Source organism: Methylobacterium sp. M6A4_1b, assembly GCF_053345175.1.
In genome coordinates, this window is record NZ_JBKEZQ010000019.1 from 1 (window position 1) to 25413 (window position 25413).

Consider the following 25413-nt stretch of genomic DNA (forward strand, 5'->3'; position numbering starts at 1 on the left):
CTCGAGGAGGAGACGGTTCTGGCGCGGTCCGGGGCGGAGGCGCAGCGCAAGGCGGCGATGCGGGCGATGGCCGAGAGCTTCGAGGGGGCGGTGGGCGGCATCATCAGCATGGTGACGAGCTCGGCCACCGAGCTGCAGGCCACCGCCCAGAGCATGGCCGGCACCGCCACCCAGACGGCCAACCAGTCCACCAGCGTGGCCGCGGCCGCCGACGAGGCGGCCTGCAACGTCAACACCGTGGCGGCGGCGGCCGAGGAGCTCGGCTCCTCGGTGCAGGAGATCGGCCGCCAGGTCAGCAACTCGGCCGCCATGGCCCAGACCGCCGTGGCCGAGGCCGCCCAGACCGCCACCTTCGTGCAGACCCTCAACACGGCGGTGGCGCGCATCGGCGACGTGGTGACGATGATCACCTCGATCGCGGGCCAGACCAACCTGCTGGCGCTGAACGCCACCATCGAGGCGGCGCGGGCCGGCGAGGCGGGGCGGGGCTTCGCGGTGGTGGCGGCCGAGGTCAAGGAGCTGGCCAACCAGACGGCGCGGGCCACCGAGGAGATCGGCGGGCAGATCGCCCAGATCCAGGGCTCGACGGGCCAGGCGGTGGAGGCGATCGGCGGGATCGCGGCGCGCATCCGCGAGATCAGCGGCGTGGCCACCTCGATCTCGGCGGCGGTGGAGGAGCAGGGGGCGGCGACCCAGGAGATCGTGCGCAACGTGGCCCAGGCGGCGCAGGGCACGGGGGCGGTGACGACCAACATCGCGGGCGTGGCCGGCGCGGCCGAGGAGACGGGCGCGGCCGCCGCCCAGGTGCTGGGCGCCGCCTCCGAGCTGTCGCGCCAGTCCGAGCATCTCAGCGCCGAGGTCCAGCGCTTCCTCGCCACCGTACGCGCCGCCTGAGGGCGGCGCCCGGCCACCGTACGCGCCGCCTGAAAAGCGCCGCCCGGGGCCACACGCCGCTCGGCCCAGGAAGGACCCGGAGCGATCCGGGCCCTTCGGCGTCTCAGGCTCAGCGACCGGCGGCGCCGGGCTTCATGCCGGCGGCGCCCGACGCTGCGGGGGACCCGCTTCCGTTCGTCTCCATGCCGGAGCGATTGGTCGAGCCCGTGGTCGCGCCCTTCTCCTGGCCCGGCGCGGAGCCCGAGGCCCCGGGGGAGCCGTACTGCGACCCGTTCTGCTGCATCTCCTGGCCGGGGGCGTTGTTGGCGGAGCCCGGACCGCTGCCGGCGGCGAGGGCGGCCGTGCTGAGGGCGAGCGTGCTGGCGAGGGCGAGCGTGACGGCTTTCATGAAGACCTCCTGGCACCCGGCGTTCGGGGGCGGACAACGTCCGCCTGCCGAGAAGCGTTCCGGAAACAATCGGCCCGCCCGCACGGCCATCTCTGCTGCGCTGCAGGGATGAATACGGTTGGCGATCTGGGATTCATCGCACGAACGGCGCGGGACGACGTCTGGCGGTCGCGCGTCGTCTCGAGTGTCACGGGGCTATGGCAGCGCCGCTTCCGCCTGCCGGTAGGCCACGCCGTGGGCCACGTAGCCCTCGACCACCCGGGCCATCATCGCGCGCTTCTCGGCATCGAGCGGCCCGAGGATGCGGGCCGGACGGCCGCCCCAGAGCTGTCCGCCCTCCAGGAGCTGGCCCGGATCGGTGGTGGCGCCGGCGGCCAGCAGCACGTCGTCGGCGATCACGGTGCCGGGGGCGACGACGCAGCCGATGCCGATGAGGCTGCGGGCGCCGATGCGGCAGTCGGCGAGGCGGACATTGTGCCCGACCGTGGTGTCGCGCCCGAGCACGACGCCCTCGCCGCGGGCGCGGATGACGCTGTTGTCCTGGATGTTGGTGTTGGCCCCGACCACGATGGGGCCGACCTCGGCGTGCAGGTCGCAGGAGAACAGCACGGTGGAGCCGGTCCCGAGGGCGATGCGGCCGCGCAGGCGCGCGGTGCGGGCGACGTAGACGCTGGGCTCCGGCTCCGGCTCGTCGGCGGCCGGCGGCATCGGCAGGTCGCCGGAGGCCTCGCGCAGGCGCTCCGCCTGCTCGGCGATCTCGGGCAGGCTGATCGCCCGCACCGCCTTGGCCGGGCTGCCCGCATAGGCGAATCCGGCGGCGAGATGCGCCCGGGGGAAGACGGTGGCGCCCGCCTCGATCAGCACGCCGCTCTCGACGCGCGCGCCGTCGAGCACGATCGCATCGTCCTCGATCACCACGTCCGAGCCGATGGTGCAGGCATGCACCACGGCGTTGCGGCCCACCGTCACCCGGTCGCCCACCAGGGTCGGATAGGTGTTGGTGGCGATGTGAACGGTGGAGCGATGGCCGAGCCAGAAGCGCTCGCCGATGACGATCCGGTCGCCGTCGGCGCGAATCACGCTGTGGTCGCCGAGCCAGGCCTGCGCGCCGATGGCCGCGTCGCCGATCACCGTGCTCGCGCGCCCGCACCAGACCGGACGGGCCGAGAAGACCGGCAGGGTGCCGTCATGGGGCAGGATCAGCTCTGGGGTCACGGCGGAAGATGTCCTTCGCATCCCGGTGGCGTCGCCGGGCGTTCGGGGGCATAGAGCGCCCGTGCCCGTGAGGGCAGGTTCGCCGGGCCTCGTCAAGGGTGTACCGCCCGGAAGGCGGCTCCGGGCCGGGTACCGTTCCAAGGGGAGACCATGCCCGACATCAGCATCCAGAGCGCGCCCTTCGACGCGAGCGCCGAGATCGCGCGCCTCACCGATGAGCTCGGGGGCCGGGCGGGGGCGATCGTCACCTTCACGGGCCTGTGCCGCGACGAGGGCGGCCGCCTCACGGGGCTCGAGCTGGAGCATTATCCCGGCATGGCCGAGGCGGAGATCGGCCGGGTGGTCGAGACCGCCCGCGGGCGCTGGCCGCTCCAGGGGGTGCGCGTGATCCACCGCCACGGCCTCGTGGCGCCCGGCGACGGCATCGTCCTCGTGGTCACCGCGTCGAGCCACCGGATCGCGGCCTTCGAGGCGGCGAGCTTCCTGATGGATTACCTCAAGACGCGGGCGCCGTTCTGGAAGCGCGAGCATCTCGCCGACGGCACCACGGGCGGCTGGGTCGAGGCGACGGAGGCGGATGACCGGGCCGCCGCGCGCTGGGACTAGCCACGTCACCGCCACGCTTCACGGAACCGAAGCGCGGCCTTGAGACGTTTTCGTCGCGACCGCTCGCTCGAACCGCGGGGCTCTCCGGCGCCGCCGGATCGTGCCTCGTGCCCGCGGCGCGCCAGGAGTCCGTTCCCCTCATGCCCATTCCCTTCCTCAGCGAGGAGCCGGCCGGCCCGCGCCCGCGCAGCTGGTCGCTCGCCGTCTCCGGCATCGCCGTCGTGGCCTTCATCGCCGTCCTGGCGCTCGCCTGGATGGCGACCTCGACGCTGTTCCTCGTCTTCGCCGGCATCCTGCTCGGCGTCTTCCTCGACGGCTTGACGCGTCTCCTCGGTCGGGTTCTGCCGGGAAGCCGGGGCCTGCGCCTCGGCCTCGTCAGCCTCGTGCTCGCCGGCCTGACCCTCGCGCTCATCGCCTTCGGCGGCGCCACCATCGTGCAGCAGGGGCGGGACCTCGGCCAGACCGTGGCGGCCCAGGCCGGCACCGTGCGCGACCGGCTGAAGGATTACGGCATCGACCTGCCCGAGATCGCCCCCGCCAAGGGTGTCGATGGCAAGGGCGTCGATAGTAAGGGTGTCGATGGCAAGGGGGCTGACGGCAAGGGCGCCGACGGCAAGGGCGGCGCCTCCGGGGAGGGGCAGGAATCGGCGTCCAGGGGCGACGACTCCGCGGCCTCGGGCCAGAAGCCCGGCGGCCTCGCCGGTCTCGCCTCGGGGGCGATGAAGAGCCCCGGGTCGCTGCTGTCGGATGCCGGCAGCGTGCTCGGGCCGGCGGCCACCGTGGTGATCGGCCTGTTCAGCGCGCTGGGCAACGCCCTCGTCATCGTCTTCCTCGGCCTCTCGGTGGCGGCCGATCCGGGCGCCTATCGCGACGGCCTCGTGCGCTTCGTGCCGCCCGCGCACCGGGACCGCGCCACCGCCCTCCTCGACGGCATGGGCGAGACGCTGCGCCACTGGCTGTTCGGCCAGCTCATCACCATGGCGGTGATCTTCGTCTGCACCTGGGCGGGCCTGGCCTTCCTGGGCATCGGCGGGTCCCTCATCCTCGGTCTCCAGGCCGGGCTCCTCGCCTTCATCCCCACCATCGGGCCGCTGATCGCCGGCGTCGTGATCCTCCTGGCCTCCCTGGCCTCGGGCACCACGGCGCTCCTGGGAGCCCTCGGCGTCTACCTCGCGGTGCAGACCCTGGAGAGCTACGGGCTCACCCCCTTCATCCAGAAGCAGGCCCTCGACATCCCGCCGGCGACGATCTTCGCCGGCCAGCTCGTGCTCGGCGTCATCTTCGGCCTCTGGGGCATCGCCCTGGCCCTGCCGCTGATGGCGGTGGCGAAGGTCTTGCTGGCGCAGCTCTACATCGAGGACACCCTGCACGAGGAGGCGGAGGGCTGAGGCGACTTCCCGGCTCCTCTGCCGGCTCCTCTGCCGGCCCCTCTGCAGGCCGCCGCCCGGGATCGGAGCGTCCGGCGGGGTCCCGGCGCGCCGTCGCCGGAGCTCACTCGTCCATCAGCGGGTGCAGGTCGCGGACCATGCTCTTCAGCCGTTCGTCGAGGACGTGGGTGTAGATCTGCGTGGTCGAGATGTCGGCGTGGCCGAGGAGTTCCTGCACGATGCGCAGGTCCGCGCCGTTCTGCAGGAGGTGGCTCGCGAAGGCGTGGCGCAGCACATGCGGGCTGACCCGGTCGGCCCGGAGGCCGGCGGCGGCGGCCACCGTCTTCAGATCGCGGGCGAAGGACTGCCGGGTCAGGTGCCCGCTCGCGCTGTCGGCGGGAAACAGCCAGGGGCCGTCGGCGCGCAGGGTGGCGAGGTGGTCGCGCATGGCGCTCCGGGCGATGTCCGTGAGGGGCACCAGCCGCTCGCGCCCGCCCTTGCCCTTGACCACGAGGTAGCGCTCCTTCGTGGAGGCCGCCGCCCGGGGCAGGGCGATGAGCTCGGAGACGCGCAGGCCCGTCGCGTAGAGGAGTTCGATCAGGCAGAGCATGCGCGTGCCCCGGGCGTCGCCGGACGCCGCGTTTGCGGTCGCACCCTCCCGGGCCGTGGCGAGCAGCCGGTCGACCTCCGCCACCGAGAGCACCTTGGGCAGGGCGCGGACCCGGCGCGGCCCGCCGATCGGTGCGCTCGGATCGTCCTCGGCCAGGCCCTCGGCATAGAGGAAGCGGTGGAAGCCCCGGATGCAGGAGAGGCGCCGCGCCGCGGAGGCGGCCGAGAGGCCGCGCGTCTCGAGGTCGGCGAGGTAAGCCCGCAAGGGGGCTGCCTCCATCGCGACGGGATCGTGCCCGTCCCGTGCGAGGGCGGCGAGGTAGTCGGCGAGGTCGCGCCGATAGGCCGCCAGGGTGTTGGCGGCCGCGCCCCGCTCGGCGGCGAGCATGTCGAGGTAGTCGCGGATCAGGATCTCGCCGGCGGAAAGCTCGCCGGGCGCGGTCGGAGCAGGGAGCGGCGCCCGCGTCACCGGTTCGGCGGCTGGAGCTTCGAGGCCGGGATGGTCACGCTCATCTCCCGCGGGGTCGGCACCACGAAGGTCGCCAGCGCGAACATCCCCGCGAAGGCGAGCCCGGCCAGGATGGCGAGGGTGGCGAGGAAACGGAACAGGGTCGGCACTCGGACGAACCTCGATCGTGCGGCGCCGGCAAGGCGGCGCGCCTCGGGGGCCAGACGGCTTCAGGAGCCGGATGTGGCTGGCGACAAGCTCGAGGGTTGCATCACGCGCGGGCGCCGATGGCAATGACTTCGTGGCCACAGGCGGCACGGCATTCCGGTGCGCGCCCCGTGCCGGGTGCTTCGCCCCCACCGGAAAACGCGCTAAGACCCGCCCAACGATGTGTAGATGTCCGTGATGACCGAAGTCCCTCCTCAGGGTGGCGTCCCGCCCCCGGGTGAACCGCCGGACGCCGCCTCCGGCGGCGAGCCGATCGAGCTGCGCCTGCGCCGGGCCCTCGGGCACCGGTCGATCGTGCTCGTCGGCCTCATGGGCGCTGGCAAGAGCACCGTCGGCCGACGGCTGGCCGCCCGCCTCGGCCTGATGTTCAAGGATGCCGACAACGAGATCGAGACGGCGGCCAAGCTCACCATCCCGGACATCTTCGCGATCTACGGCGAACCCAGCTTTCGCGATGGCGAGGAGCGGGTCATCGCCCGCCTGATGCGCGAGGGTCCCCTGGTGCTGGCCACCGGCGGCGGCGCCTTCATGCGCGAGACCACCCGCGCCCGCATCGCCGAGGGCGGCGTCTCGATCTGGTTGAAGGCCGAACTCGACGTGCTGATGCGCCGGGTGCGCAAGCGCGGCGGCCGCCCGCTCCTCCAGACCGAGGACCCGGAGGAGACCCTGCGCCAGCTCATGGCCCAGCGCCATCCGGTCTACGCCACCGCCGACGTGGAGGTGATCTCCCGCGACGTCGCCCACGACCGGGTGGTGCAGGACGTCATGGAAGCCCTGGACGCTCACCTGAACCGACCCTCACAGACCGGGATCGCAGCCCAGTGACCGACCGCCTCACCGTGGCCGTGCCCCTCGACCAGGGCCGCGCCTACGACATCCTGATCGGGCGCGGCCTCCTCGACGAGGCCGGCCGGCACGTGGCCGCCCTCGGGGCGAAGGCGGCGGTGATCGTTTCCGATACCAACGTGGCCGCCCTCTACGGCGCGCGCCTGCAGGACGGCCTCGCGGCGGCAGGCCTGCGCTCGGGCCTCGTCACCGTGGCCCCGGGCGAGGCCTCGAAGTCCTACGCCACCTACGCGGCGGTCTGCGACGGGCTTCTGGCCCACAAGGTCGAGCGCAACGACCTCGTGGTGGCGCTCGGCGGCGGCGTCGTCGGCGACCTCGCGGGCTTCGCTGCCGCCACCCTGCGCCGCGGCGTGCGCTTCGTGCAGGCGCCGACGAGCCTTCTCGCCCAGGTCGATTCCTCGGTCGGCGGCAAGACCGGGATCAACTCGCCTCACGGCAAGAACCTCATCGGTGCCTTCCATCAGCCCCGCCTGGTGCTGGCCGACACCGCCACCCTCGACACCCTGTCGGAGCGGGAGATGCGGGCGGGCTACGCCGAGGTGGCCAAGTACGGCCTCATCAACGATGCGCGCTTCTTCGACTGGTGCGAGGCGCACTGGGCCGGCATCTTCGCGGGCGGGCCGGAGCGCGACGAGGCGGTGGCGATCTGCTGCCGGTCGAAGGCCGGCGTGGTGGTGCGCGACGAGCGCGAGGACGGCGAGCGCGCCCTGCTCAACCTCGGCCACACCTTCGCGCATGCCCTGGAGCGCCTGACCGGCTACGACTCCGCCCGCCTCGTCCATGGCGAGGCGGTGGCGATCGGATTGGCGCTGGCCTTCCGCTTCTCCGCCCGCCTCGGCCTGTGCCCGGGTCAGGATGCCGGCCGCGTCGCCAACCACCTCGCCCTCGCCGGCCTGCCGACCCGGCTCCAGGCGGTGCCCGGCGGCTGCGGCGACGCCGATGCGTTGGTGGCGGCGATGGCCCAGGACAAGAAGGTTCGCGACGGCGCGCTGACCTTCATCCTGGCGCGCGGCATCGGCCAGAGTTTCATCGCGCCCGGCATCGACGGTGCCGAGGTCCGCGCCTTCCTGACCGCCGAATTGAGCGCCGCTTGAGCATTCCCGAAACCGAGGGCCTGCATCGCCGCATCGCGGCGCTGGAGGCCGAGGTCGCCCGCCTGCGCAGCGCGCCGGCCGAGCGGGGCGAGGCGGAGCTGCATCTGATCACCGATGCGCTGCCGGTGCTCGTGGCTTATCTCGACCGCGACTACACCTACCGGTTCAACAATCGCTACTACGAGATCTGGTTCGGGCGCGGTGTGGAGACCCTGGTCGGCCGCCACGCGCGCGAGGTGCTCGGCGACGCGGTCTTCGCCCAGCGCCGCCCGGACATGGACCGGGCGCTGGCCGGCGAGAGCGTCGCGCGCGACGGAGTCCTGCCGGACCGCCACGGCCGGCTGCGGGCCTGCGCGATCCAGTACATCCCGCGGCGGACCGAGACCGGAGCGGTGGAGGGGTTCTTCGTCCTCGCCATCGACATCGAGGAGCGCCGCGCCGCCGAGGCCCGGCGCATCGCGGTGGCCGAACTCGGCGATCGCCTGCGCGACCTCGACGACACCGCCGCGATCGCCTACGCGGCCGCCGAGATCCTCGGCACCACCCTCGGCGTCAGCCGGGCCGGCTACGGCACCATCGATCCGGTGGCCGAAACGATCCTGATCGAGCGCGACTGGAACGCTCCCGGCATCCGCAGTCTCGCCGGGACCCTGCATTTCCGTGATTACGGCTCGTACATCGAGGACCTGAAGCGCGGCGAGACCGTGATCTGCAGCGATGCCGACGCCGATCCGCGCACCGCCTCCGGCGCCGAGGCCCTGAAGGCGATCAGCGCGCAGTCCTTCGTCAACATGCCGCTGACCGAGCACGGCGGCTTCGTCGCGCTCCTCTACCTCAACCACGCCACCGCCCGGTCCTGGTCGCCCGAAGAACTCGCCTTCATGCGCAACGTCGCCGAGCGCGTGCGCGCGGCGACCGAGCGCAGCCGCGCGACCTTCGCCCGGCGGGCCAGCGACGCGCAGTTCCACGCCTTCGCGCAGGCCGTGCCGATCCATGTCTGGGCCGCTTCCGCCGCCGGCGCCCTCGACTGGTTCAACGCCGCCTGCGCCACCTATTGCGGTCCCGCCCTCGACGCCGTTCACGGCGCGGCCTGGGCTCCTGTGGTCCACCCCGCCGACCGCGAGGCGATGGAGCGGTGGGAGGCCTGCCGTGCCGACGGCCGGCCCTACGCGGGCGAGTTCCGCATCCGCCGCGCGGACGGCGCCCATCGCTGGTTCCTCGTCCGAGCCGAGCCGATCCGGGCAGCGGACGGCACCATCCTGCGCTGGGTCGGCACCAGCACCGACATCGACGATCAGAAGTCCGCCAGCGCCGAGCTGGCGCGCCTCAACACCAGCCTGGAGCGCCAGGTCGAGAGCCGCACCCGCGAGCGCGACCGCATCTGGGAGACCACCACCGACCTGATGGGCACCGCCGGGCTCGACGGCTACCTGAAGACCATCAACCCGGCCTGGGGCCGCACCCTCGGCTGGGACGACGACGCGCTGCTCGGCCGGCCCTTCGCCGCGCTGATCGATCCCGCCGACCACGCCGAGACGGAAGAGGTGGTCCGTCGCCTCGCGCGGGGCGAGACCGTGACCGGCTTCGTCGACCGCGTCCTCACCAAGGCGGGCGACCGGCGCACGGTGATGTGGACGGCGGCCCCCGACGGCGAGATCTTCACCATCATCGGGCGGGACGTCACCGACCAGCGCCGGACCGAGGAGGCCCTGCGCCAGGCGCAGAAGATGGAGGCGGTGGGCCAGCTCACCGGCGGCCTCGCCCACGACTTCAACAACCTGCTCACGGGCATCTCCGGCAGCCTCGAACTGCTCCAGGCCCGGATGGCACAGGGGCGGGTCACCGACCTCGACCGCTACATCAACGCGGCGCAGGGCGCGGCCAAGCGGGCCGCGGCCCTGACGCACCGTCTCCTCGCCTTCTCGCGCCGCCAGACCCTCGACCCCCGGCCCACCAGCGTGAACGGCCTGATCGCCGGCATGGAGGAACTGGTGCGCCGGACCGTCGGCCCCGCGGTGACCATCGAGGTGGTGGGCGCGGCCGGGCTCTGGACCGCCCTGGTCGATCCGAACCAGCTCGAGAACGCTCTGCTCAACCTCTGCATCAACGCGCGCGACGCCATGCCGGAGGGCGGGCGCATCACCATCGAGACGGCGAACAAGTGGCTCGATGCCCGTGCCGCCCGCGACCGTGACCTGGAGCCCGGCCAGTTCCTCTCCCTCTGCGTGACCGATACCGGCATCGGCATGACGCCGGAGGTGATCGCCCGCGCCTTCGACCCGTTCTTCACCACGAAGCCGCTCGGCGAGGGCACGGGCCTCGGCCTGTCGATGATCTACGGCTTCGCCCGCCAGTCGGGCGGCCAGGTGCGGATCTATTCGGAGGTCGGTCAGGGCACCACGGTCTGCCTCTACCTGCCCCGCCACTACGGGGAGGTCGAGGCCCGCGATGCCGAGGCCGACCTCGCTCACGCGCCCCGGGCCGAGCAGGGCCAGACCGTGCTCATCGTGGACGACGAGCCCACGGTGCGGATGCTCGTCACCGAGGTGCTGGAGGATCTCGGCTACACCGCCATCGAGGCGGCGGACGGGGCGGCCGGCCTCAAGGTGCTCGAATCCGACGTGCGGCTCGACCTCCTCGTCACCGATGTCGGGCTGCCCGGCGGCATGAACGGCCGCCAGATGGCCGATGCCGGCCGGGTCGCGCGCCCCGACCTGAAGGTGCTGTTCATCACCGGCTACGCCGAGAACGCCGTGCTCGGCAACGGCTACCTCGCGCCCGGCATGCAGGTCCTGACCAAGCCCTTCGTGATGGAGGCGCTGGCCGGGCGGATCAAGGAACTCATCGCCGGGACCGGCGGGCCGTGAACCGTCCGGCCCGCGCCGTGGTAATCAACGGCTCGTCCTGACGACATCCTCCGGCATCGGCGCGCATGGAACCCCATACCGATCTCTGGCTGGCCGCGAGCATCGTGGCGATCTCGCTCCTGCTCTCGGCCTTCTTCGCCGGGGCGGAGACCGCCTTCACGGCGGCGTCCCGGGCCCGGATGCTGGCCCTGGAGAATGCCGGCGACGCACGCGCGCGCCTCGTCAACGCCATCATGGCGAGCCGCGAGCGCTTCATCGGCGCCATGCTCATCGGCTACAACATCGTGGCGATCGGCGCCTCGGCCTTCACCACCAGCGTGCTCACGACCCTCTTCGGCAAGAGCGGCGTCCTCTACGCCACCGGGGTGATGTCGGTCCTCGTCATCATCTTCGCCGAGGTTCTGCCCAAGACCCTCGCGATCAACAAGCCGGACAGCGCCGCCCTGGTCATGGCCCGGCCGGTGGCCTTCGCGGTGGCCCTGCTCGGGCCGGCGGCGCTCGCCATCGAGGCCCTGGTGCGCGCCATGCTCCGGCCCTTCGGCGTCCGGATTGGCGAACGCCAGACCATCCTCTCGGCCACGGACGAGATTCGCGGCCAGGTCGCCCTGCTGCATCGCGAGGGCGGAGTCGCCAAGGCCGAGCGCGACATGCTCGGCGGCCTCCTCGACCTGTCCGACCTCACCGTCTCCGAGGTGATGGTCCACCGCACCAAGATGCGCACCATCGATGCCGACCTGCCCTCGGAGGAGATCGTGCGCGCGGTGCTGGCCTCGCCCTACACGCGCATGCCCCTCTGGCGCGGCACGACGGAGAACATCGTCGGCGTGCTGCACGCCAAGGATCTCCTGCGCGCGCTCGACGCCGCCGGCGGCGACGCCTCAGGCCTCAAGGTCGAGGCCCTGGCGCTGGAGACCTGGTTCGTGCCGGACACCACCTCCCTGCGCGACCAGCTCAAGGCCTTTCTCACCAAGAAGACCCACTTCGCCCTGGTGGTCGACGAGTACGGCGAGGTGATGGGCCTCGTGACCCTGGAGGACATCCTCGAGGAGATCGTCGGCGACATCGCCGACGAGCACGACGTCACCGTCTCCGGCGTTCGGCCCCAGGGCGACGGCTCGGTCCAGGCCGATGGCGGCGTGCCGATCCGCGACCTCAACCGGGCGATGGACTGGGACCTGCCCGACGACGAGGCCACCACCATCGCGGGCCTCGTCATCCACGAGGCCCGGGCGATTCCCGACACCGGGACCGCCTTCAACTTCCACGGCTTCCGCTTTCAGGTCCTGCGCAAGGCCCGCAACCGGATCACCGCCCTGCGGATCACGCCCCTCGGCCCCGGTCCCCGCAAGGCGGAGCCCTGAGACCTCCGTTCCGCGGACGTCGCGAACGGGCATCCGTCGTCCATGTCTGGGTAACCGTGATCGTTTAGGATAGCATCGGGCAGTCATCCGACTGTCCCGAGGAGGCGAGGGGTCTCCGCACATCGAGCGAGCGAGGGGGGCGGAACCGATCGATGCTGCTCGATGCCTCGACCCTTCTGCTCGTGACCGTGATTCTGACCTCCATGGTCGGAAGCCTGTTCCTGCTGTCGTGGAGTCAGGCCCGGCACGTCCACGCCCTGGCGATCTGGGGCGCCGCCCACATCACCGGCGCGATGGCCTCAGCCCTGCTGTCCCTACGCGGGATCATACCGGACTGGGCCTCGATCGGCGTCGCCAACGGCGTGATGATCGGCGCCTACGGATTGATCTGGACCGGGACCCGCGCCTTCGAGGGCCGGCCCCCGCGGTTCATGCCGATCGCGGTGGCCGTCGCGCTCTGGAGCGGCAGCTGCCTGATCCCGGCCTTCTTCGCCTCGGTTCCCGCCCGGGTCATCCTGGCTTCGAGCCTCGCCGGCGGCTTCTGCCTCCTCGCCGCGCGCGAGATCTGGCGGGCACGGGCCGAGCCCCTGGTGTCGCGCTATCCTGGGGTCGCCCTGCTGTCGCTCTACACCGTCGCCTACTGGATCCGCGTGCCCCTCGCGATCGTCGTACCGCCGCAGACCACGCCGAATCCGCTGCAGTCGCCCTGGCTGACGATCCTGTGCCTCGCCGGCATGCTCTTCACCCTGGCGATCGCCTTCGTGTTCATGTCGCTGACGAAGGAGCGCGCGGAACGCCTGCAGCGGCTGGCCGCCGACACCGACGCGCTCACCGGCATCCTCAGCCGGCGCGCCTTCGTGGCCCGGGCGGAGGCGGCCCTGACCGCCGGGGGCGACGTCACCCTGCTCCTGTTCGACCTCGACCATTTCAAGCGCATCAACGACGTGCACGGCCACGCGGTGGGCGACGGCGTCCTCGTCGGGTTCTGCCACGCGGTGGGGGCGCTGCTGCCGGGCGCCGCGCTCTTCGGGCGGATGGGCGGTGAGGAATTCGCCTGCCTCCTGCGCGGCCTGACCCCGGAGGAAGCCCTGGCCAAGGCCGAGTTCCTGCGCCGCGCCGTGGCCCGGATCGCCGTGCCGGAACTGCCGCGGCTCGCGATCGGCGTCAGCATCGGACTCGCGACAGCGGACGCCGCCGCCTCGGCAGCGCCCGGCCGGCGCCTCGATGCCCTGCTCAGCCGGGCCGACGCCGCCCTCTACCGAGCCAAGCGCAATGGACGCGGGCGGACCGAGCCCGCGCCGCGCCCGCTGCGCCGGGTCGCCTGAGGCCCGTTACGGCGCCTTCTGGGCCGGAGCGGGCGCCACGGCGGGGGCCGCGGCCGTGCGGTCGATCTTGGCGCCCTCGCGCAGCTTGAGGATCAGGTCCTGCTGCGCCTTGCGGGTGAGGTACTGGTCCACCTGCTCCCGCATCTCGTCGAAGGTCGGGACCGGCTTCGTGCGCTTCTCCTCGAGCTTGATCACGTGCCAGCCGAACTGGGTCTTGACCGGATCGGAGACCTGGCCCGGGCTCATCTTGAAGGCGGCCTCGGCGAAGGGGGCGACCATGCGCTCCTTCGTGAACCAGCCGAGATCGCCGCCCTCGGTCTTCGAGCCGGGATCCTTCGACACCTCGGCCGCGATCCGGGCGAAGTCCTCGCCGCCCTTGATGCGCGCGGCGATCTTCTTGGCCTCGTCCTCGCTCTCCACGAGGATGTGGCGGGCATGCACCTCCTCCTCGGGCTTCATCGCCTTGACGGTCTGGTCGTAGAGGGCCTTGGCCGCCTCCGGGGTCGCGGCCTTCTTGGCCTCCCGCTCCAGGTACTCGTCGAGGAGGAGCTTGTCCTTGAAGTAGGCGAGCTTGCGCTGGAAGTCCGGCGAATCACCGACCTTGGCGGTCTCCGCCGCCTGGGCCCCGACCTTGAGGTCGATCATGTAGTCGACGAGCAGGGACTTCTTCTGGGCGTCGTCGACCCCAGGCAGCGACAGGGCCGGATCCTCGGCCGCGATGGCGAGATCCCCGGCGGTGATCGGCGCGCCGTTCACCTTCGCCACCACGGTCTCGGGCGCCACCGGGGCGGCCGGAGCCGCTGCGGGTGCCTGCGCCCGGGCGGAGGCCAGCGGCAGGCCGAGGGCCAGCGCGACGGCACCCGTGCGCAGGAGGCTCGTGCGCAGAAGGCCCGTGGGCAGGAGACCGGGGCGCGAGAGGGACTTGATCATCGTCATGGAGGCGTCCTTGGGAGCGCCGCCCGCGTCGCGGCCCAGGCCGGCCGGAGGTCGTCGCATGGGGCGGTCGAGAGAGACGGGCGGCCGGAAGCCGCGGTTTTGCCGCGACATCAGGTGGCGCGTGCGCGCTCCGATGGCAAGCTCCGATGGCAAGCACGGTCGTGGCGCGGAACGGTCGAATCCGGGCGCGGGGTCTCGGCGAATGCGACGGGTTCCCGAGAGGCGTCGTTAAGCCGGTCCGCCTAGCCTCACCGGGTCCAATCGCTGAGGAGATCACGATGCGGGGAGGTCTCGTCGTCGGAGCGGCCGTGCTTGCCCTGATCGTCGGCCTGGCCGGCGAGGCCGAGGCACGGGGGCGCGGGTTCCGTGGTGGCGCGCGCGGCGGACAGGCCGGAACCATCGTCCTCATGCCCTCCGGCGCCGCCGCGGCGTCGGTGTCCCGGCCCCGCCTCGACCCTGCTCCGGTCGCACGCGATCCCGGCCTGCGCCGGGTGATGCCCGTCCTCGCCGCGAGTCCTCGGGCGACCCGCGAGGTCCGGACCGCCGAGATGGGATGTGCGCCGCGGCGGGTGGTCGGCGCCGGCGCCGGTTTCTGCGTGATCAACTGACAGCGGGCCTTCGAGCCGGTCATCGCGCGCCGGATCGAAACGGAGCCGTACCGCGTTTGTGTGCGACGTCGGCTGCCGCCCGCCCGCCCGGGCGCGCGGCCGCTCGGCGTCGTCCGCCCGCTCTGCGCAGGCCCGCCGCACCCCGCTTCCGGGCGTTGAGGCCGGGGGCGGCTCTTTCGGATGCGCCGGCCCGTGTTTACCTCTATAAGCCCGGCCAACACTCGCCTTCAGACTTATTCGATCGACCGTAGGTTCACGATGCTCGGTGCCCTCGCCAAGAAGATTTTCGGCTCGTCCAACGACCGGCGCGTGAAGGGCTATCGTCCCCGTGTGGCCGAGATCAACGCCCTGGAGCCGCAGGTCGCCGCGCTCTCGGACGACGACCTGCGCGCCCGCACCACGATGCTGAAGGCCGAGCTCGCCGCCGGCAAGACCCTCGACGACATCCTCGTGCCCGCCTTCGCCACCGTGCGCGAGGCGGCCAAGCGCGTGCTCGGCCAGCGGCACTTCGACGTCCAGCTCATCGGCGGCATGGTCCTGCACGAGAGCGGCATCGCCGAGATGCGCACCGGCGAGGGCAAGACCCTGGTGGCGACCCTGCCGGTCTATCTCAACGCCCTCTCGGGCCTCGGCGTCCACGTCGTCACCGTGAACGACTACCTCGCCGCCCGCGACGCGGAGTGGATGGGCCGGGTCTACCGCTTCCTCGGACTCACCGTCGGCACCATCGTGCATGGTCTCGACGACGAGCAGCGGAAGGAGGCTTACGCCTGCGACATCACCTACGGCACCAACAACGAGTTCGGGTTCGACTACCTGCGCGACAACATGAAGTACGAGCTCTCCCAGCTCGCGCAGCGCGGCCACAACTACGCGATCGTCGACGAGGTCGATTCGATCCTGATCGACGAGGCGCGGACCCCGCTCATCATCTCCGGCCCGGTGGACGACCGTTCCGAACTCTACGTCTCCGTCGACGCCCTGATGCCCCACCTGGAGCGCGAGCATTACGACCTCGACGAGAAGCAGCGCACGGTCTCGTTGACCGAGAGCGGCAACGAGTTCGTCGAGGATCTCCTGCGCGGCGCGGACCTTCTGAAGGACGGCGACCTCTACGACGCGCACAACGTCTCGCTGGTCCACCATGTGAATCTGGCGCTGCGCGCCCATACCCTGTTCACCCTGGACAAGGACTACATCGTCAAGAACGACGAGGTGGTGATCATCGACGAGTTCACCGGCCGCATGATGCAGGGTCGGCGCTACTCGGAAGGCCTCCACCAGGCCCTGGAGGCGAAGGAGCGGGTGACGATCCAGCCCGAGAACCAGACGCTGGCCTCGATCACCTTCCAGAACTACTTCCGCCTCTATTCCAAGCTCGCCGGCATGACCGGCACCGCCTCCACCGAGGCTGACGAATTCGCCGAGATCTACAAGCTCGAGGTCGTCGACATTCCGACCAACAAGGAAGTCGAGCGCGTCGACGAGGACGACGAGGTCTACCGGACGGTGGGCGAGAAGTACGACGGCATCATCGCCGAGATCGAGAAGGCGCATGCCCGCCACCAGCCGATCCTGGTCGGCACCGGCTCGATCGAGAAGTCGCAGCATCTCGCCGAGATGCTGGTCAAGGCGGGTTTCCGCCAGCTCGACTACTCGGACCCCAATGCCCTGACCGACGTCTACGCCGCCGCCCGCGAGGGCCGGGTGACGAAGCGGTTCGCCGTGCTGAACGCCCGCTTCCACGAGCAGGAGGCCTACATCGTCGCCGAGGCCGGCGTGCCTGGCGCCATCACCATCGCGACCAACATGGCCGGCCGCGGCACCGACATCAAACTCGGTGGCAACGTCGAGATGCGGGTCGAGAAGGAAGTGGCGGGCGTGCCCGAGGGTCCGGAGCGCGACGCGAAGATCGAGGCGATCAAGGCCGAAATCGCCCAGAACCGCGACAAGGTGCTGGCCTCGGGCGAGCCGGCCGATCCGGAGGCGGGCCGCAAGGTCGCTCTGCCGGGCGGCCTCTACATCATCGGTACCGAGCGTCACGAATCCCGCCGCATCGACAACCAGCTGCGCGGTCGCTCCGGACGCCAGGGCGATCCCGGCCGCTCGAAGTTCTACCTGTCGCTCCAGGACGACCTGATGCGGATCTTCGGGTCTGACCGCATGGACGGCATGTTGACCCGCCTCGGCCTGGAGCAGGGCGAGGCGATCATCCACCCTTGGATCAACAAGGCCATCGAGAAGGCGCAGCAGAAGGTCGAGGCGCGCAACTTCGACATGCGCAAGAACGTGCTCAAGTACGACAACGTCATGAACGACCAGCGCAAGGTCGTGTTCGAGCAGCGCCGCGACTTCATGGGCCAGGAGAGCGTGCGCGAGACCGTGGACGAGATGCGCCATGGCGTCGTCGACGACCTCGTGGCCGTGCACGTGCCCGAGAACGCCTATGCGGAGCAGTGGGACATCGAGGGGCTGCGCGAGCGGGTCCAGACCGTGCTCAACCTCGACGTGCCGGTGGAGACCTGGGCCAAGGAGGAGGGCATCGCCGACGAGGAGATGCGCGACCGCCTGCGGCAGGCCGCCGACGAGGCCTATGCCCAGCGTACGGAGAAGAACACGCCCGAGGTGATGACCTATGTCGAGAAGCAGGTGCTCCTGCAGACCCTCGATCACCTCTGGCGCGAGCACCTCGTCACCCTCGACCACTTGCGCCAGGTGGTGGGCTGGCGCGGCGTCGCCCAGCGCGATCCCCTCAACGAGTACAAGTCCGAGGCGTTCGAGCTCTTCAACAGTCTGGTCGCCGCCCTGCGCGAGCAGGTGACGCAGCAGCTCTCGCGCATCGAGATCATGTACGAGGAGCCACCCGCGGAGGGCGCCGACAATCCCTTCGCCCAGCCCGGCCTGCCGCCGATGTTCGCCCAGCACCTCGACCCCGTCACCGGCGAGAACGAGATGGCGGGCCATGGCTCCGGCAGCGACGGGGGCGGGGGACCCGCCTACGGCTACGCCGCCCGCGAGATGGGCACGGACACGGCCGTCCTCGAGCGCAACCCGGACGATTCCTCCACCTGGGGCCGCGTCGGGCGCAACGAGCCGTGCCCCTGCGGCTCGGGCAAGAAGTACAAGCACTGCCATGGGACGCTGACGGCCTGAGCGTGCCGGAAGTCGCCTACGGCATCGAGCCGGACCTCGGCGCGGCGGAGTTTCGCCGCGTCCTGATCGAATCCGGCCTCGCGGCGCGCCGGCCGGCCGACGATCTGGCGCGCCTCGCCCGGATGCTGGCGCAGGCCGACCTCGTGGTGACCGCCGGGCGGGACGGCGAACTCGTCGGCGTCGCGCGCACGCTGACCGATTTCGTGTTCTGCGCCTACCTCTCGGACCTGGCGGTGAGCCGCTCGGTCCAGGGCCTCCGGATCGGCCAGGGGCTCATCGCCGCCACCCGCGCGGCGATCGGGGCGCAGGCCTCGCTCCTGCTGACGGCGGCTCCCGGTGCCGTCAGCTTCTACGATCACATCGGGATGCCGCGGGTCGCGGACGCTTTCCGTTACGACCGCGAGGCCTGACGCGCCGCCTCGGAATGACCGTCTCTGCCCGAAAACGAACCCATTTGGTGGTCAAGCCTAATGGATACGCTTGAGGGAGTGGGGCGAGGCGGCATGCAGGAAATCCGATCGGCGACGACGCTGCCTCTACTTGGTCTCCTTCTGGCGGTGCCGACCCTCGGTGGTTGCAATACCTATGCGGGTGCACCTGCGTCGACGGGTTCGACGATCGCAGCCAAGCCGGTGTCTGTCACCGATGAGGAGCGCGACTGTCTCGGTCGGGCGATGTACTTCGAGTCCAACCGCAGCGATTCGGAAGGCCTGCTCGCCGTCGGCACGGTGGTGATGAACCGGCTCGAGGCCGCCGCCTTCCCCAATGGCGGGATCTGCGCCGTGGTCGGGCAGCCCCGGCAATTCGCCCCCGGCGTCCTGACGAAGAAGATGGACGACAAGAGCCTGCAGAAGGTCGCCGAGGTCACGGACGCCGTCCTCGACGGCCAGCGCCATCCCAAGGTCGGTCGGGCGATGTACTTCCACACCGCCGGCCTGCGCTTCCCCTACAACAACATGCACTACGTGGCGGTGGCCGGCGGCAACGCCTTCTACGAGAAGCGCAAGCCCGGCGCCGTGACCCAGGCCGAGCCGCCGGTCCCGGCGACCGCCCTCGCCTTCGCATCCGCCCAGGCCCCCGCGGCGCCGACGATGCCCGTGGTCGGGACCCCGGTTTCCATCCCGTCGGCCCCCGCCTCGGCCGTGACGGCGCCCACGCCCGTGACCTCGGCCGCGTCAGCGCCGCGCGCTCGCGCGGCTCCGATCCGCACGGCGCGAGCTGCCGCCGAGGAGAAGACCGCTCCCGCCGCCAAGGCGACGACACCCGCCCGCAGCCGCGTCGCCCTGACGCCGGCCGCCCTGGCCCCGGAACCGCTGATCCCGCCGCCCGTCCTAAACCTGCCGAGGCCGTGAGCCGGCGCGCGGAACAGGAAATCGAACCGACCGCCGGATCCTGACGCGCCTCCGGTTCCAGTACCGCGCGTGCCGCTTTCGGTCGCGGGGATGGTCGGGAGCACCGCCCTACTTTCCATCGTGCGCCCTCCTCACTGCAGGTCACGATGAACATTCTTCGTCCGGTCGCCGGCCTCGCCACGGCGTGCACGCGCGCAATCGTCCGCGCCCTCACCGGGAGCTTCGATGCGCTGACGGGTCCGGTCGGACGTCTGAGCGATCGCGTCGAGGCCCATCTTCTCGAGCGGACGCCGCTGCTCAGGGCCTATTACGGGCGTTCTGCGCCTCGGAAGGCCGCGCCGGTGCCCTTCCTCGACGAGCCCATCGATCTGGCGCTGCGCGGCGGGATCAGCGAGACCGCGCCGGGGTCGACCGGGCGAGGCGGCGCCACCGCAGCCATCGCTCATGGCATGAGACCGGTGCAGCCCACCGATCCGGTCACCGCAGGCACACCGGACTCGTAACCCGGCCTCGGAGCGTTCCCTACACGGTGACCTGGGTCCCCACTTCGACCACGCGGCCGGTGGGGATCTGGAAGAAGTCCGTGGCGTCGTTGGCGTTCTTGGCCAGGGTGATGAAGATCCGGTCCTGCCACAGGGGCATGCTCGAATGGGCGGCCGGTCGGATCGAGCGGCGCGAGAGGAAGAACGAGGTCGCCATGATGTCGAACTTGAAGCCCTGCTTGCGCAGCAGCGTCAGAGTCCGGGGAATGTTCGGCGTCTCCATGTAGCCGAACTTCATCACGACCTTGTGGAAATGCGGGCCGATCGGCTCGATGTGAATGCGGTCGGCTTCCGAGGCCCGGGGCGTGTCCACGGTCTCGACGGTGAGCACAACGTTCTTCTCGTGCAGCACCTTGTTGTGCTTGAGATTGTGCAGCAGAGCGGCGGGGGCGATGTAGGGGTCGCTGGTGAGGAACACCGCCGTGCCGCGCACGTGATGCGGCGGGCTCTTCTCGAGCATGCTGACGAGCTCGGTCAACGGGACGTCGGTCTTGCGCGTCTTGTTGATGAGGATGCCCACCCCGCGCACCCAGGTCCACATCATGATGATCAGGGCGCCCGCGAAGAGCAGGGGCACGTAGCCGCCCTCGAACACCTTCAGCATGTTCGACAGCAGGAACAGGAACTCCACCGCCGCGAAGGGCAGGATCGCGAGGCCGGCGGCCCAGGGCGACCACTTCCAGGTCTTCCACAGCACCAGGAAGGCGAGGCTCGCGGTGATCAGCATCGTGCCCGTCACGGCGATGCCGTAGGCCGAAGCCAAGGCCGCGGAGGAACGGAACAGCACGGCCAGGATCACGACGCCGACCATCAGCAGGGCATTGATCTGCGGCAGGTAGATCTGGCCCGAATGCGACTCGGAGGTGTGGCGGATCTCGAGGCGCGGCAGCAGGCCGAGCTGGATCGCCTGGCGCGAGAGCGAGAAGGCGCCGGTGATGACGGCCTGGCTCGCCGTGACGGTGGCGGCGGTGGCGAGCAGCACCATCGGCAGCAGGCCCCATTCGGGCACGAGCTGGAAGAACGGGTCGGTGGTGTCGGGCTTCGAGAGCACCAGGGCGGCCTGCCCGAAATAATTGAGCACGAGGCAGGGGCCGACCAGCGCGAGCCAGGCGATCTGGATCGGCCGGCGTCCGAAATGCCCGAGATCGGCGAACAGGGCTTCGGCGCCCGTCACCGCCAGGAACACGGCGCCGAGCGCCACCAGGGCCCCGGTGCCGTGCCCGAGGAGGTAGTGCACGGCGTAATAGGGGTTCAGCGCCCAGAACACGTCGGTGTTGGCGGCGATGTGGGGCAGGGCGGCGAGCGCCATCGCGGCGAACCACACCACCATGACGGGTCCGAAGAACGCCGCCACCTTGCCCGTGCCCCGCACCTGGATGAGGAAGAGCGGCACGATGATCGCGATGGTGATCGGCAGCACGTAGGCGTCGAAGGCCGGGGTGACGAGTTTCAGTCCCTCCACCGCCGAGAGCACCGAGATCGCCGGCGTGATGATGGCGTCTCCGTAGAACAGAGAGGCGCCGAGAAGGCCGAACATGAACACCACGCGGGAGCCGCCCAGCGCGGTGCGGGCGAGCGCCATCAGCGAGAGGATGCCACCCTCGCCGTTGTTGTCCATCCGCATCAGGATGACGACGTACTTGATGGTGACGATGAGGACGAGCGCCCACAGGATCAGCGAGGCGACGCCGAGGACCTCCTCCCGCAGGAGGATGCCGTCGGCGCGCGCGGAGACGAGCGCCTCGCGGAAGGCGTAGAGCGGGCTCGTCCCGATGTCGCCGTAGACGACGCCGACCGAGCCGATCATCAGGGTCCAGAGCCCCGCCGGCGCGTGGGCGCGGGCGGTCTCGCTGGTGCCCTCGGCCGGAGGGGGCGCGCCTATGCCCTCGGGTTTGGGGGCGGGTGCGCTCGAAGGGGCGGATTGCGTCATTCGGCTCGATCGAGGCTCGTGGCGAGCCCAACGTCTCGCGGCGCGGTGCTCGGGACCGCGTGCGGGAACGCCGGGGCCGGACCCGACGAAGTCGGCCGGCGGGGGACGGGTGCGTTCACGCTATCATGCGGCGCAGCATGGGAGAACGGCGACCTGAGGCAGGGGCCGCCGTTCCGTCACGGCCGGTCGCGCGGTCGGGCGGTGCCCTATTCGGCCGCCGTGCGGTTGCCGGAGCCGAAGCGCCGCTCGATGTAGTCGGTCACCACGGTCTCGAAGTCCTTGGCGAGGGTCGGCCCGCGCAGGGTCATCGCCTTCTTGCCGTCGATGAAGACCGGGGCCGTCGGGGTCTCGCCGGTGCCCGGCAGCGAGATGCCGATGTCGGCGTGCTTCGACTCGCCGGGGCCGTTCACGATGCAGCCCATCACCGCCACGTTGAGGCCCTCGACGCCCGGATAGGCCTTCTTCCATTCCGGCATCGAGTTGACGATCCAGCTCTGGATGTCGCGGGCGAGTTCCTGGAACGTGGTCGAGGTGGTGCGCCCGCAGCCCGGGCAGGCGGCCACCAGCGGCACGAAGGTCCGGAACCCCATGGTCTGGAGGAGTTCCTGCGATGCCTTCACCTCGACGGTGCGGTCGCCGCCCGGCTCGGGGGTCAGCGAGTAGCGGATCGTGTCGCCGATGCCCTCCTGCAGCAGCACGCCGATGGCGGCGGACGCGGCCACCAGGCCCTTCGAGCCCATGCCCGCCTCGGTGAGGCCGAGATGGATGGCGAAGTCCGAGCGGCGCGCCACCTCGCGGTAGACCGCGATGAGGTCCTGCACCGCCGAGACCTTGGCCGAGAGGATGATCTTGTCCTTGGACAGGCCCAGTTCCACGGCGCGCTCGGCCGAGGTGAGGGCCGACTGCACCATGGCCTCACGCATCACCGCGCGGGCGTCGATGGGCCGGGGCGAGCGGGCGTTCTCGTCCATGAGGTGGGTGAGCAGGGCCTCGTCGAGGGAGCCCCAGTTCGCGCCGATGCGCACGGTCTTGTTGTAGCGGATCGCCTGCTCGATGATGCTCGAGAACTGCGTGTCCTTCTTCTCCTTGAAGCCGACATTGCCCGGGTTGATCCGGTACTTGGCCAGCGCCTCGGCGCAGGCGGGATGGTCGGCGAGGAGCTTGTGGCCGATGTAGTGGAAGTCGCCCACCAGCGGCACGTGCACGCCGATCCGGTCGAGGCGCTCGCGGATCTTCGGCACGGCGGCGGCGGCCTCGTCGCGGTCGACGGTGATGCGGACGAGCTCCGAGCCGGCCCGTGCCAGCTGGGCCACCTGGGCCACGGTGCCGTCGATGTCGGCGGTGTCGGTGTTGGTCATCGACTGGACGACGATCGGCGCGCCGCCGCCCACCGTGACCGCGCCCTCGCCGGACCCGATGGTGACGCCGACCGTACGGTGCCGGGGGCTCGGGCCTGCGATCTCGGGGCCGGTGCCGCTGATCGGGTTGACGGGGGTCGCGTCCATGATGTCCATCGTTGACTGTGCGCTCCGAGGAACGTCCGCTGGCGGACGGGCGCCACCGGCCGGTCCGGGTGGCGGCGTTGCGATGCCGCGAACTCTAGGCCCTCGATCGTTTAGCTGAGATGACGGCGGGCGGGCGTCAAGTCCGCTGCGTCACCCGGCATCCCGGACGGCACAGCGGACGCGCTGATCGTATTCGGCTTCTCCCATGTCTCATCCGGGCGACGATGTCGAGTTTCCGGACTGGTCCGGGAGGCAGGGCTGCGTGACGGACAGGGAACCACTGCACGTTCCAGCCTGTTTGTGGCCTTGCAGCATCATATATTGCGGTGCAGCATCAGTCTCGGGAGATCCGCATGCTCGATCCGCATCAGGAACCACCGGTCGATTCGCTCATCGACGTCCCCGTCGAACGGGACCTGCGAATGCAGCCGGCCGCCGGAACCCGCGTGATGGCGGGACCGCGGGCGGAGAAGACGGTGGCCCTCGCCCTGCAGGGCGGCGGCGCCCACGGGGCTTTCACCTGGGGCGTGCTCGACGCCCTGATCGAGGATGGACGCCTCGGCTTCGAGGCGATCACCGGCGCCAGCGCCGGGGCGATGAACGCCGTCGTGATGGTCGACGGCTGGCTCGAGGGCGGCCCCGACGGCGCCCGCCGCGCCCTGGCGCGGTTCTGGCGCGAGGTCAGCCTCGACGGTGATCTGTGGCCGGCCCAGCGCCGCGCCTTCAGCGGCCTGTTCGAGTTCTGGTCGAACAACCCCATCGCCGCGTTCTGGGGCCGGGCCCTGAAGACCAGCCCCTACACGTCGAACCCGATGAACTACAATCCCCTGCGCAAGGTGCTGGCCGCGCAGGTGGATTTCGATCGCCTGCGTGCGGCCGAGACGGCGGCGGTCTTCGTCTCTGCCACCAATGTCTGGACCGGCAAGCTCGCGGTGTTCGAGCGCGAGGCCCTCAACGTCGACCACCTCATGGCCTCGGCCTGCCTGCCGACCGTGTTCCAGGCCGTGGAAATCGACGGCGTCCCGTACTGGGATGGCGGGTACCTCGGCAATCCGCCGCTCTACCCGCTCTATCGCGGCGCCGAGACCCGCGACATCGTCCTGGTGCAGATCAACCCGGTGGAGCGCCGCGAGACCCCGCGCACGCCCCAGGAGATCCAGGACCGGCTCAACGAGATCACCTTCAACGCCAATCTGATGCGTGAACTGCGGGCCATCGACTTCGTCGACCATCTCATCGCCGAAGGCGTGCTCGGTCGGGGCGAGTACCAGTCGCAATACGTCCATCGCATCGACGGCACCGGGGCCCTCGACGAGTACCAGGCCTCCTCGCGCCTCGATGCCCGCTGGCGGGTGTTCGAGCGTCTGCGCGACAAGGGCCGCGGCGCGGCGCAGACCTGGATCGCGGAGAACTACGATCAGATCGGCCGGACCTGCACCCTCGACCTCCAGGCGACCTACCGCTGATGCGTTCGCGCATGGACCGGCTGGATTAAGACCACCGGTTCGTGCGTTGATGCTCTTATGACGACCGAACCGAACCGGCCCGGCCCCACTGCCATCGTCGATCTGCTCGTGCCGCTCCGGCGCTACGCGCGGGCCCTGACGCGCGACACGCTCAGGGCCGACGACCTCGTGCACGATGCCCTGGTGCGGGCTCTCGAATCGGGTCAGGCGGCCCGGCCGAACACGAATTTGCGCACCTGGATGATGACGGTGCTGCACAACGTCTTCATCGACGAGCAGCGCCGGAAGCGGGTCGAGGCCCGCCATGCCGACACGCTGGTCCAGATGAGCGAGGAGATGGCGCCTCCGGCCCAGGAGGCGCAGGTGCGCCTCGCACAGATCCGGCGCGCCTTCCTCACCCTGCCGGAGGAGCAGCGCGCGGCCCTTCACCTCGTCACCCTGGAAGGGATGGCCTACGCGGATGCGGCGGCCGTGCTCGGCATTCCCATCGGCACGCTGATGTCCCGCCTCGGCCGCGGCCGCGCCGCCCTGCGGGCCTTCGAGGAGGGCGAGCGCCAGGGAGGTGGCGTCGCCGAGCGGCGCCAGAGACTCGCCGCCGAGCGGCCTCGCCTGCGCCTCGTCGCCCAGGACGACGCGGACGCCAAGCCGCGCCGGGCCGTCGGTGACACCTGAC

22 protein-coding genes are annotated in these 25413 nt (G+C 71.0%); 15 read left to right on the plus strand and 7 right to left on the minus strand.

Features of this window, described 5'->3' with window-relative positions; all coding sequences use genetic code 11:
* Positions 1–894, plus strand: an 894-nt coding sequence (locus tag ACLBWX_RS16945) for a methyl-accepting chemotaxis protein (RefSeq protein WP_447678180.1), incomplete at its 5' end; no start/stop codon positions are given.
* A gap of 109 nt (positions 895–1003) precedes the next feature.
* On the opposite strand, the gene ACLBWX_RS16950 is transcribed toward ACLBWX_RS16945, so the two are convergent.
* Positions 1004–1282 (minus strand): hypothetical protein, encoded by a 279-nt coding sequence (locus ACLBWX_RS16950; RefSeq protein ID WP_447678181.1) that lies wholly within the window; start codon positions 1280–1282, stop codon positions 1004–1006.
* Between the two features lie 195 nt (positions 1283–1477).
* Entirely contained in the window at positions 1478–2497 is a 1020-nt protein-coding gene (locus ACLBWX_RS16955; protein ID WP_447678182.1) for a gamma carbonic anhydrase family protein, read from the minus strand.
* Between the two features lie 150 nt (positions 2498–2647).
* Here ACLBWX_RS16955 and ACLBWX_RS16960 point away from each other — a divergent pair, with 150 nt between their 5' ends.
* Together ACLBWX_RS16960 and ACLBWX_RS16965 are read left to right on the plus strand one after the other, a co-directional pair.
* Positions 2648–3103: a molybdenum cofactor biosynthesis protein MoaE gene (locus ACLBWX_RS16960; protein WP_447678183.1), complete on the plus strand. Its 456-nt coding sequence runs from the start codon at positions 2648–2650 to the stop codon at positions 3101–3103.
* A 140-nt stretch (positions 3104–3243) separates the two neighbouring features.
* Entirely contained in the window at positions 3244–4491 is a 1248-nt protein-coding gene (locus ACLBWX_RS16965) for an AI-2E family transporter (protein ID WP_447678184.1), read from the plus strand.
* Between the two features lie 103 nt (positions 4492–4594).
* Here ACLBWX_RS16965 and ACLBWX_RS16970 read toward each other — a convergent pair whose 3' ends face one another.
* Together ACLBWX_RS16970 and ACLBWX_RS16975 are read right to left on the minus strand one after the other, a co-directional pair.
* Positions 4595–5491, minus strand: coding sequence for a site-specific tyrosine recombinase XerD (locus ACLBWX_RS16970; RefSeq protein ID WP_447678235.1), 897 nt, complete (start codon positions 5489–5491; stop codon positions 4595–4597).
* Between the two features lie 53 nt (positions 5492–5544).
* Positions 5545–5697 (minus strand): hypothetical protein, encoded by a 153-nt coding sequence (locus tag ACLBWX_RS16975; RefSeq protein ID WP_055946764.1) that lies wholly within the window; start codon positions 5695–5697, stop codon positions 5545–5547.
* A gap of 235 nt (positions 5698–5932) precedes the next feature.
* Here ACLBWX_RS16975 and ACLBWX_RS16980 point away from each other — a divergent pair, with 235 nt between their 5' ends.
* From ACLBWX_RS16980 to ACLBWX_RS17000, 5 genes are all read left to right on the plus strand, one after another.
* A complete protein-coding gene (locus ACLBWX_RS16980) occupies positions 5933–6580 on the plus strand; it encodes a shikimate kinase (protein WP_447678185.1) in 648 nt (215 codons plus the stop codon).
* A complete protein-coding gene (aroB, locus tag ACLBWX_RS16985) occupies positions 6577–7695 on the plus strand; it encodes a 3-dehydroquinate synthase (protein WP_447678186.1) in 1119 nt (372 codons plus the stop codon). The genes ACLBWX_RS16980 and aroB overlap by 4 nt, the downstream gene beginning before the upstream one ends.
* Complete coding sequence (locus ACLBWX_RS16990; RefSeq protein ID WP_447678187.1) at positions 7692–10562, plus strand: PAS domain-containing protein; 2871 nt, start codon at positions 7692–7694, stop codon at positions 10560–10562. The genes aroB and ACLBWX_RS16990 overlap by 4 nt, the downstream gene beginning before the upstream one ends.
* A 65-nt stretch (positions 10563–10627) precedes the next feature.
* Positions 10628–11923 carry an HlyC/CorC family transporter gene (locus ACLBWX_RS16995; protein WP_447678188.1) on the plus strand — a complete coding sequence of 432 codons (1296 nt, stop codon included), beginning with the start codon at positions 10628–10630 and terminating at the stop codon, positions 11921–11923.
* Between the two features lie 152 nt (positions 11924–12075).
* Positions 12076–13248: a GGDEF domain-containing protein gene (locus tag ACLBWX_RS17000; protein WP_447678189.1), complete on the plus strand. Its 1173-nt coding sequence runs from the start codon at positions 12076–12078 to the stop codon at positions 13246–13248.
* Between the two features lie 6 nt (positions 13249–13254).
* Here the strand turns inward: ACLBWX_RS17000 and ACLBWX_RS17005 are convergent, their stop codons facing one another.
* Positions 13255–14178 (minus strand): peptidylprolyl isomerase, encoded by a 924-nt coding sequence (locus ACLBWX_RS17005; RefSeq protein ID WP_447678236.1) that lies wholly within the window; start codon positions 14176–14178, stop codon positions 13255–13257.
* Between the two features lie 284 nt (positions 14179–14462).
* Between ACLBWX_RS17005 and ACLBWX_RS17010 the strand changes: the two genes are divergently transcribed.
* The 5 genes from ACLBWX_RS17010 (at position 14463) to ACLBWX_RS17030 (ending at position 19800) form a co-directional block, all read left to right on the plus strand.
* Positions 14463–14792: a hypothetical protein gene (locus ACLBWX_RS17010; protein ID WP_447678190.1), complete on the plus strand. Its 330-nt coding sequence runs from the start codon at positions 14463–14465 to the stop codon at positions 14790–14792.
* Positions 14793–15050: 258 nt separating this feature from the next.
* On the plus strand, positions 15051–17945 hold the full coding sequence (gene secA / locus ACLBWX_RS17015; RefSeq protein ID WP_447678191.1) for a preprotein translocase subunit SecA: 2895 nt from the start codon (positions 15051–15053) through the stop codon (positions 17943–17945).
* Positions 17942–18355 carry a GNAT family N-acetyltransferase gene (locus ACLBWX_RS17020; protein ID WP_447678237.1) on the plus strand — a complete coding sequence of 138 codons (414 nt, stop codon included), beginning with the start codon at positions 17942–17944 and terminating at the stop codon, positions 18353–18355. Before secA ends, ACLBWX_RS17020 begins: the two co-directional genes overlap by 4 nt.
* A 222-nt stretch (positions 18356–18577) precedes the next feature.
* Positions 18578–19297, plus strand: a complete 720-nt coding sequence (locus ACLBWX_RS17025) for a cell wall hydrolase (protein ID WP_447678192.1) — start codon at positions 18578–18580, stop codon at positions 19295–19297.
* A 146-nt stretch (positions 19298–19443) separates the two neighbouring features.
* Complete coding sequence (locus tag ACLBWX_RS17030) at positions 19444–19800, plus strand: hypothetical protein (RefSeq protein ID WP_447678193.1); 357 nt, start codon at positions 19444–19446, stop codon at positions 19798–19800.
* A gap of 19 nt (positions 19801–19819) precedes the next feature.
* Here the strand turns inward: ACLBWX_RS17030 and ACLBWX_RS17035 are convergent, their stop codons facing one another.
* On the minus strand, positions 19820–21769 hold the full coding sequence (locus ACLBWX_RS17035; RefSeq protein WP_447678194.1) for a potassium transporter Kup: 1950 nt from the start codon (positions 21767–21769) through the stop codon (positions 19820–19822).
* 206 nt (positions 21770–21975) lie between these two features.
* Positions 21976–23283 (minus strand): flavodoxin-dependent (E)-4-hydroxy-3-methylbut-2-enyl-diphosphate synthase, encoded by a 1308-nt coding sequence (gene ispG / locus ACLBWX_RS17040; protein WP_447678195.1) that lies wholly within the window; start codon positions 23281–23283, stop codon positions 21976–21978.
* 344 nt (positions 23284–23627) lie between these two features.
* Here ispG and ACLBWX_RS17045 point away from each other — a divergent pair, with 344 nt between their 5' ends.
* Positions 23628–24740 (plus strand): patatin-like phospholipase family protein, encoded by a 1113-nt coding sequence (locus tag ACLBWX_RS17045; RefSeq protein WP_447678196.1) that lies wholly within the window; start codon positions 23628–23630, stop codon positions 24738–24740.
* 57 nt (positions 24741–24797) lie between these two features.
* Complete coding sequence (locus tag ACLBWX_RS17050; protein WP_447678197.1) at positions 24798–25412, plus strand: sigma-70 family RNA polymerase sigma factor; 615 nt, start codon at positions 24798–24800, stop codon at positions 25410–25412.
* Position 25413: the final 1 nt, after the last annotated feature.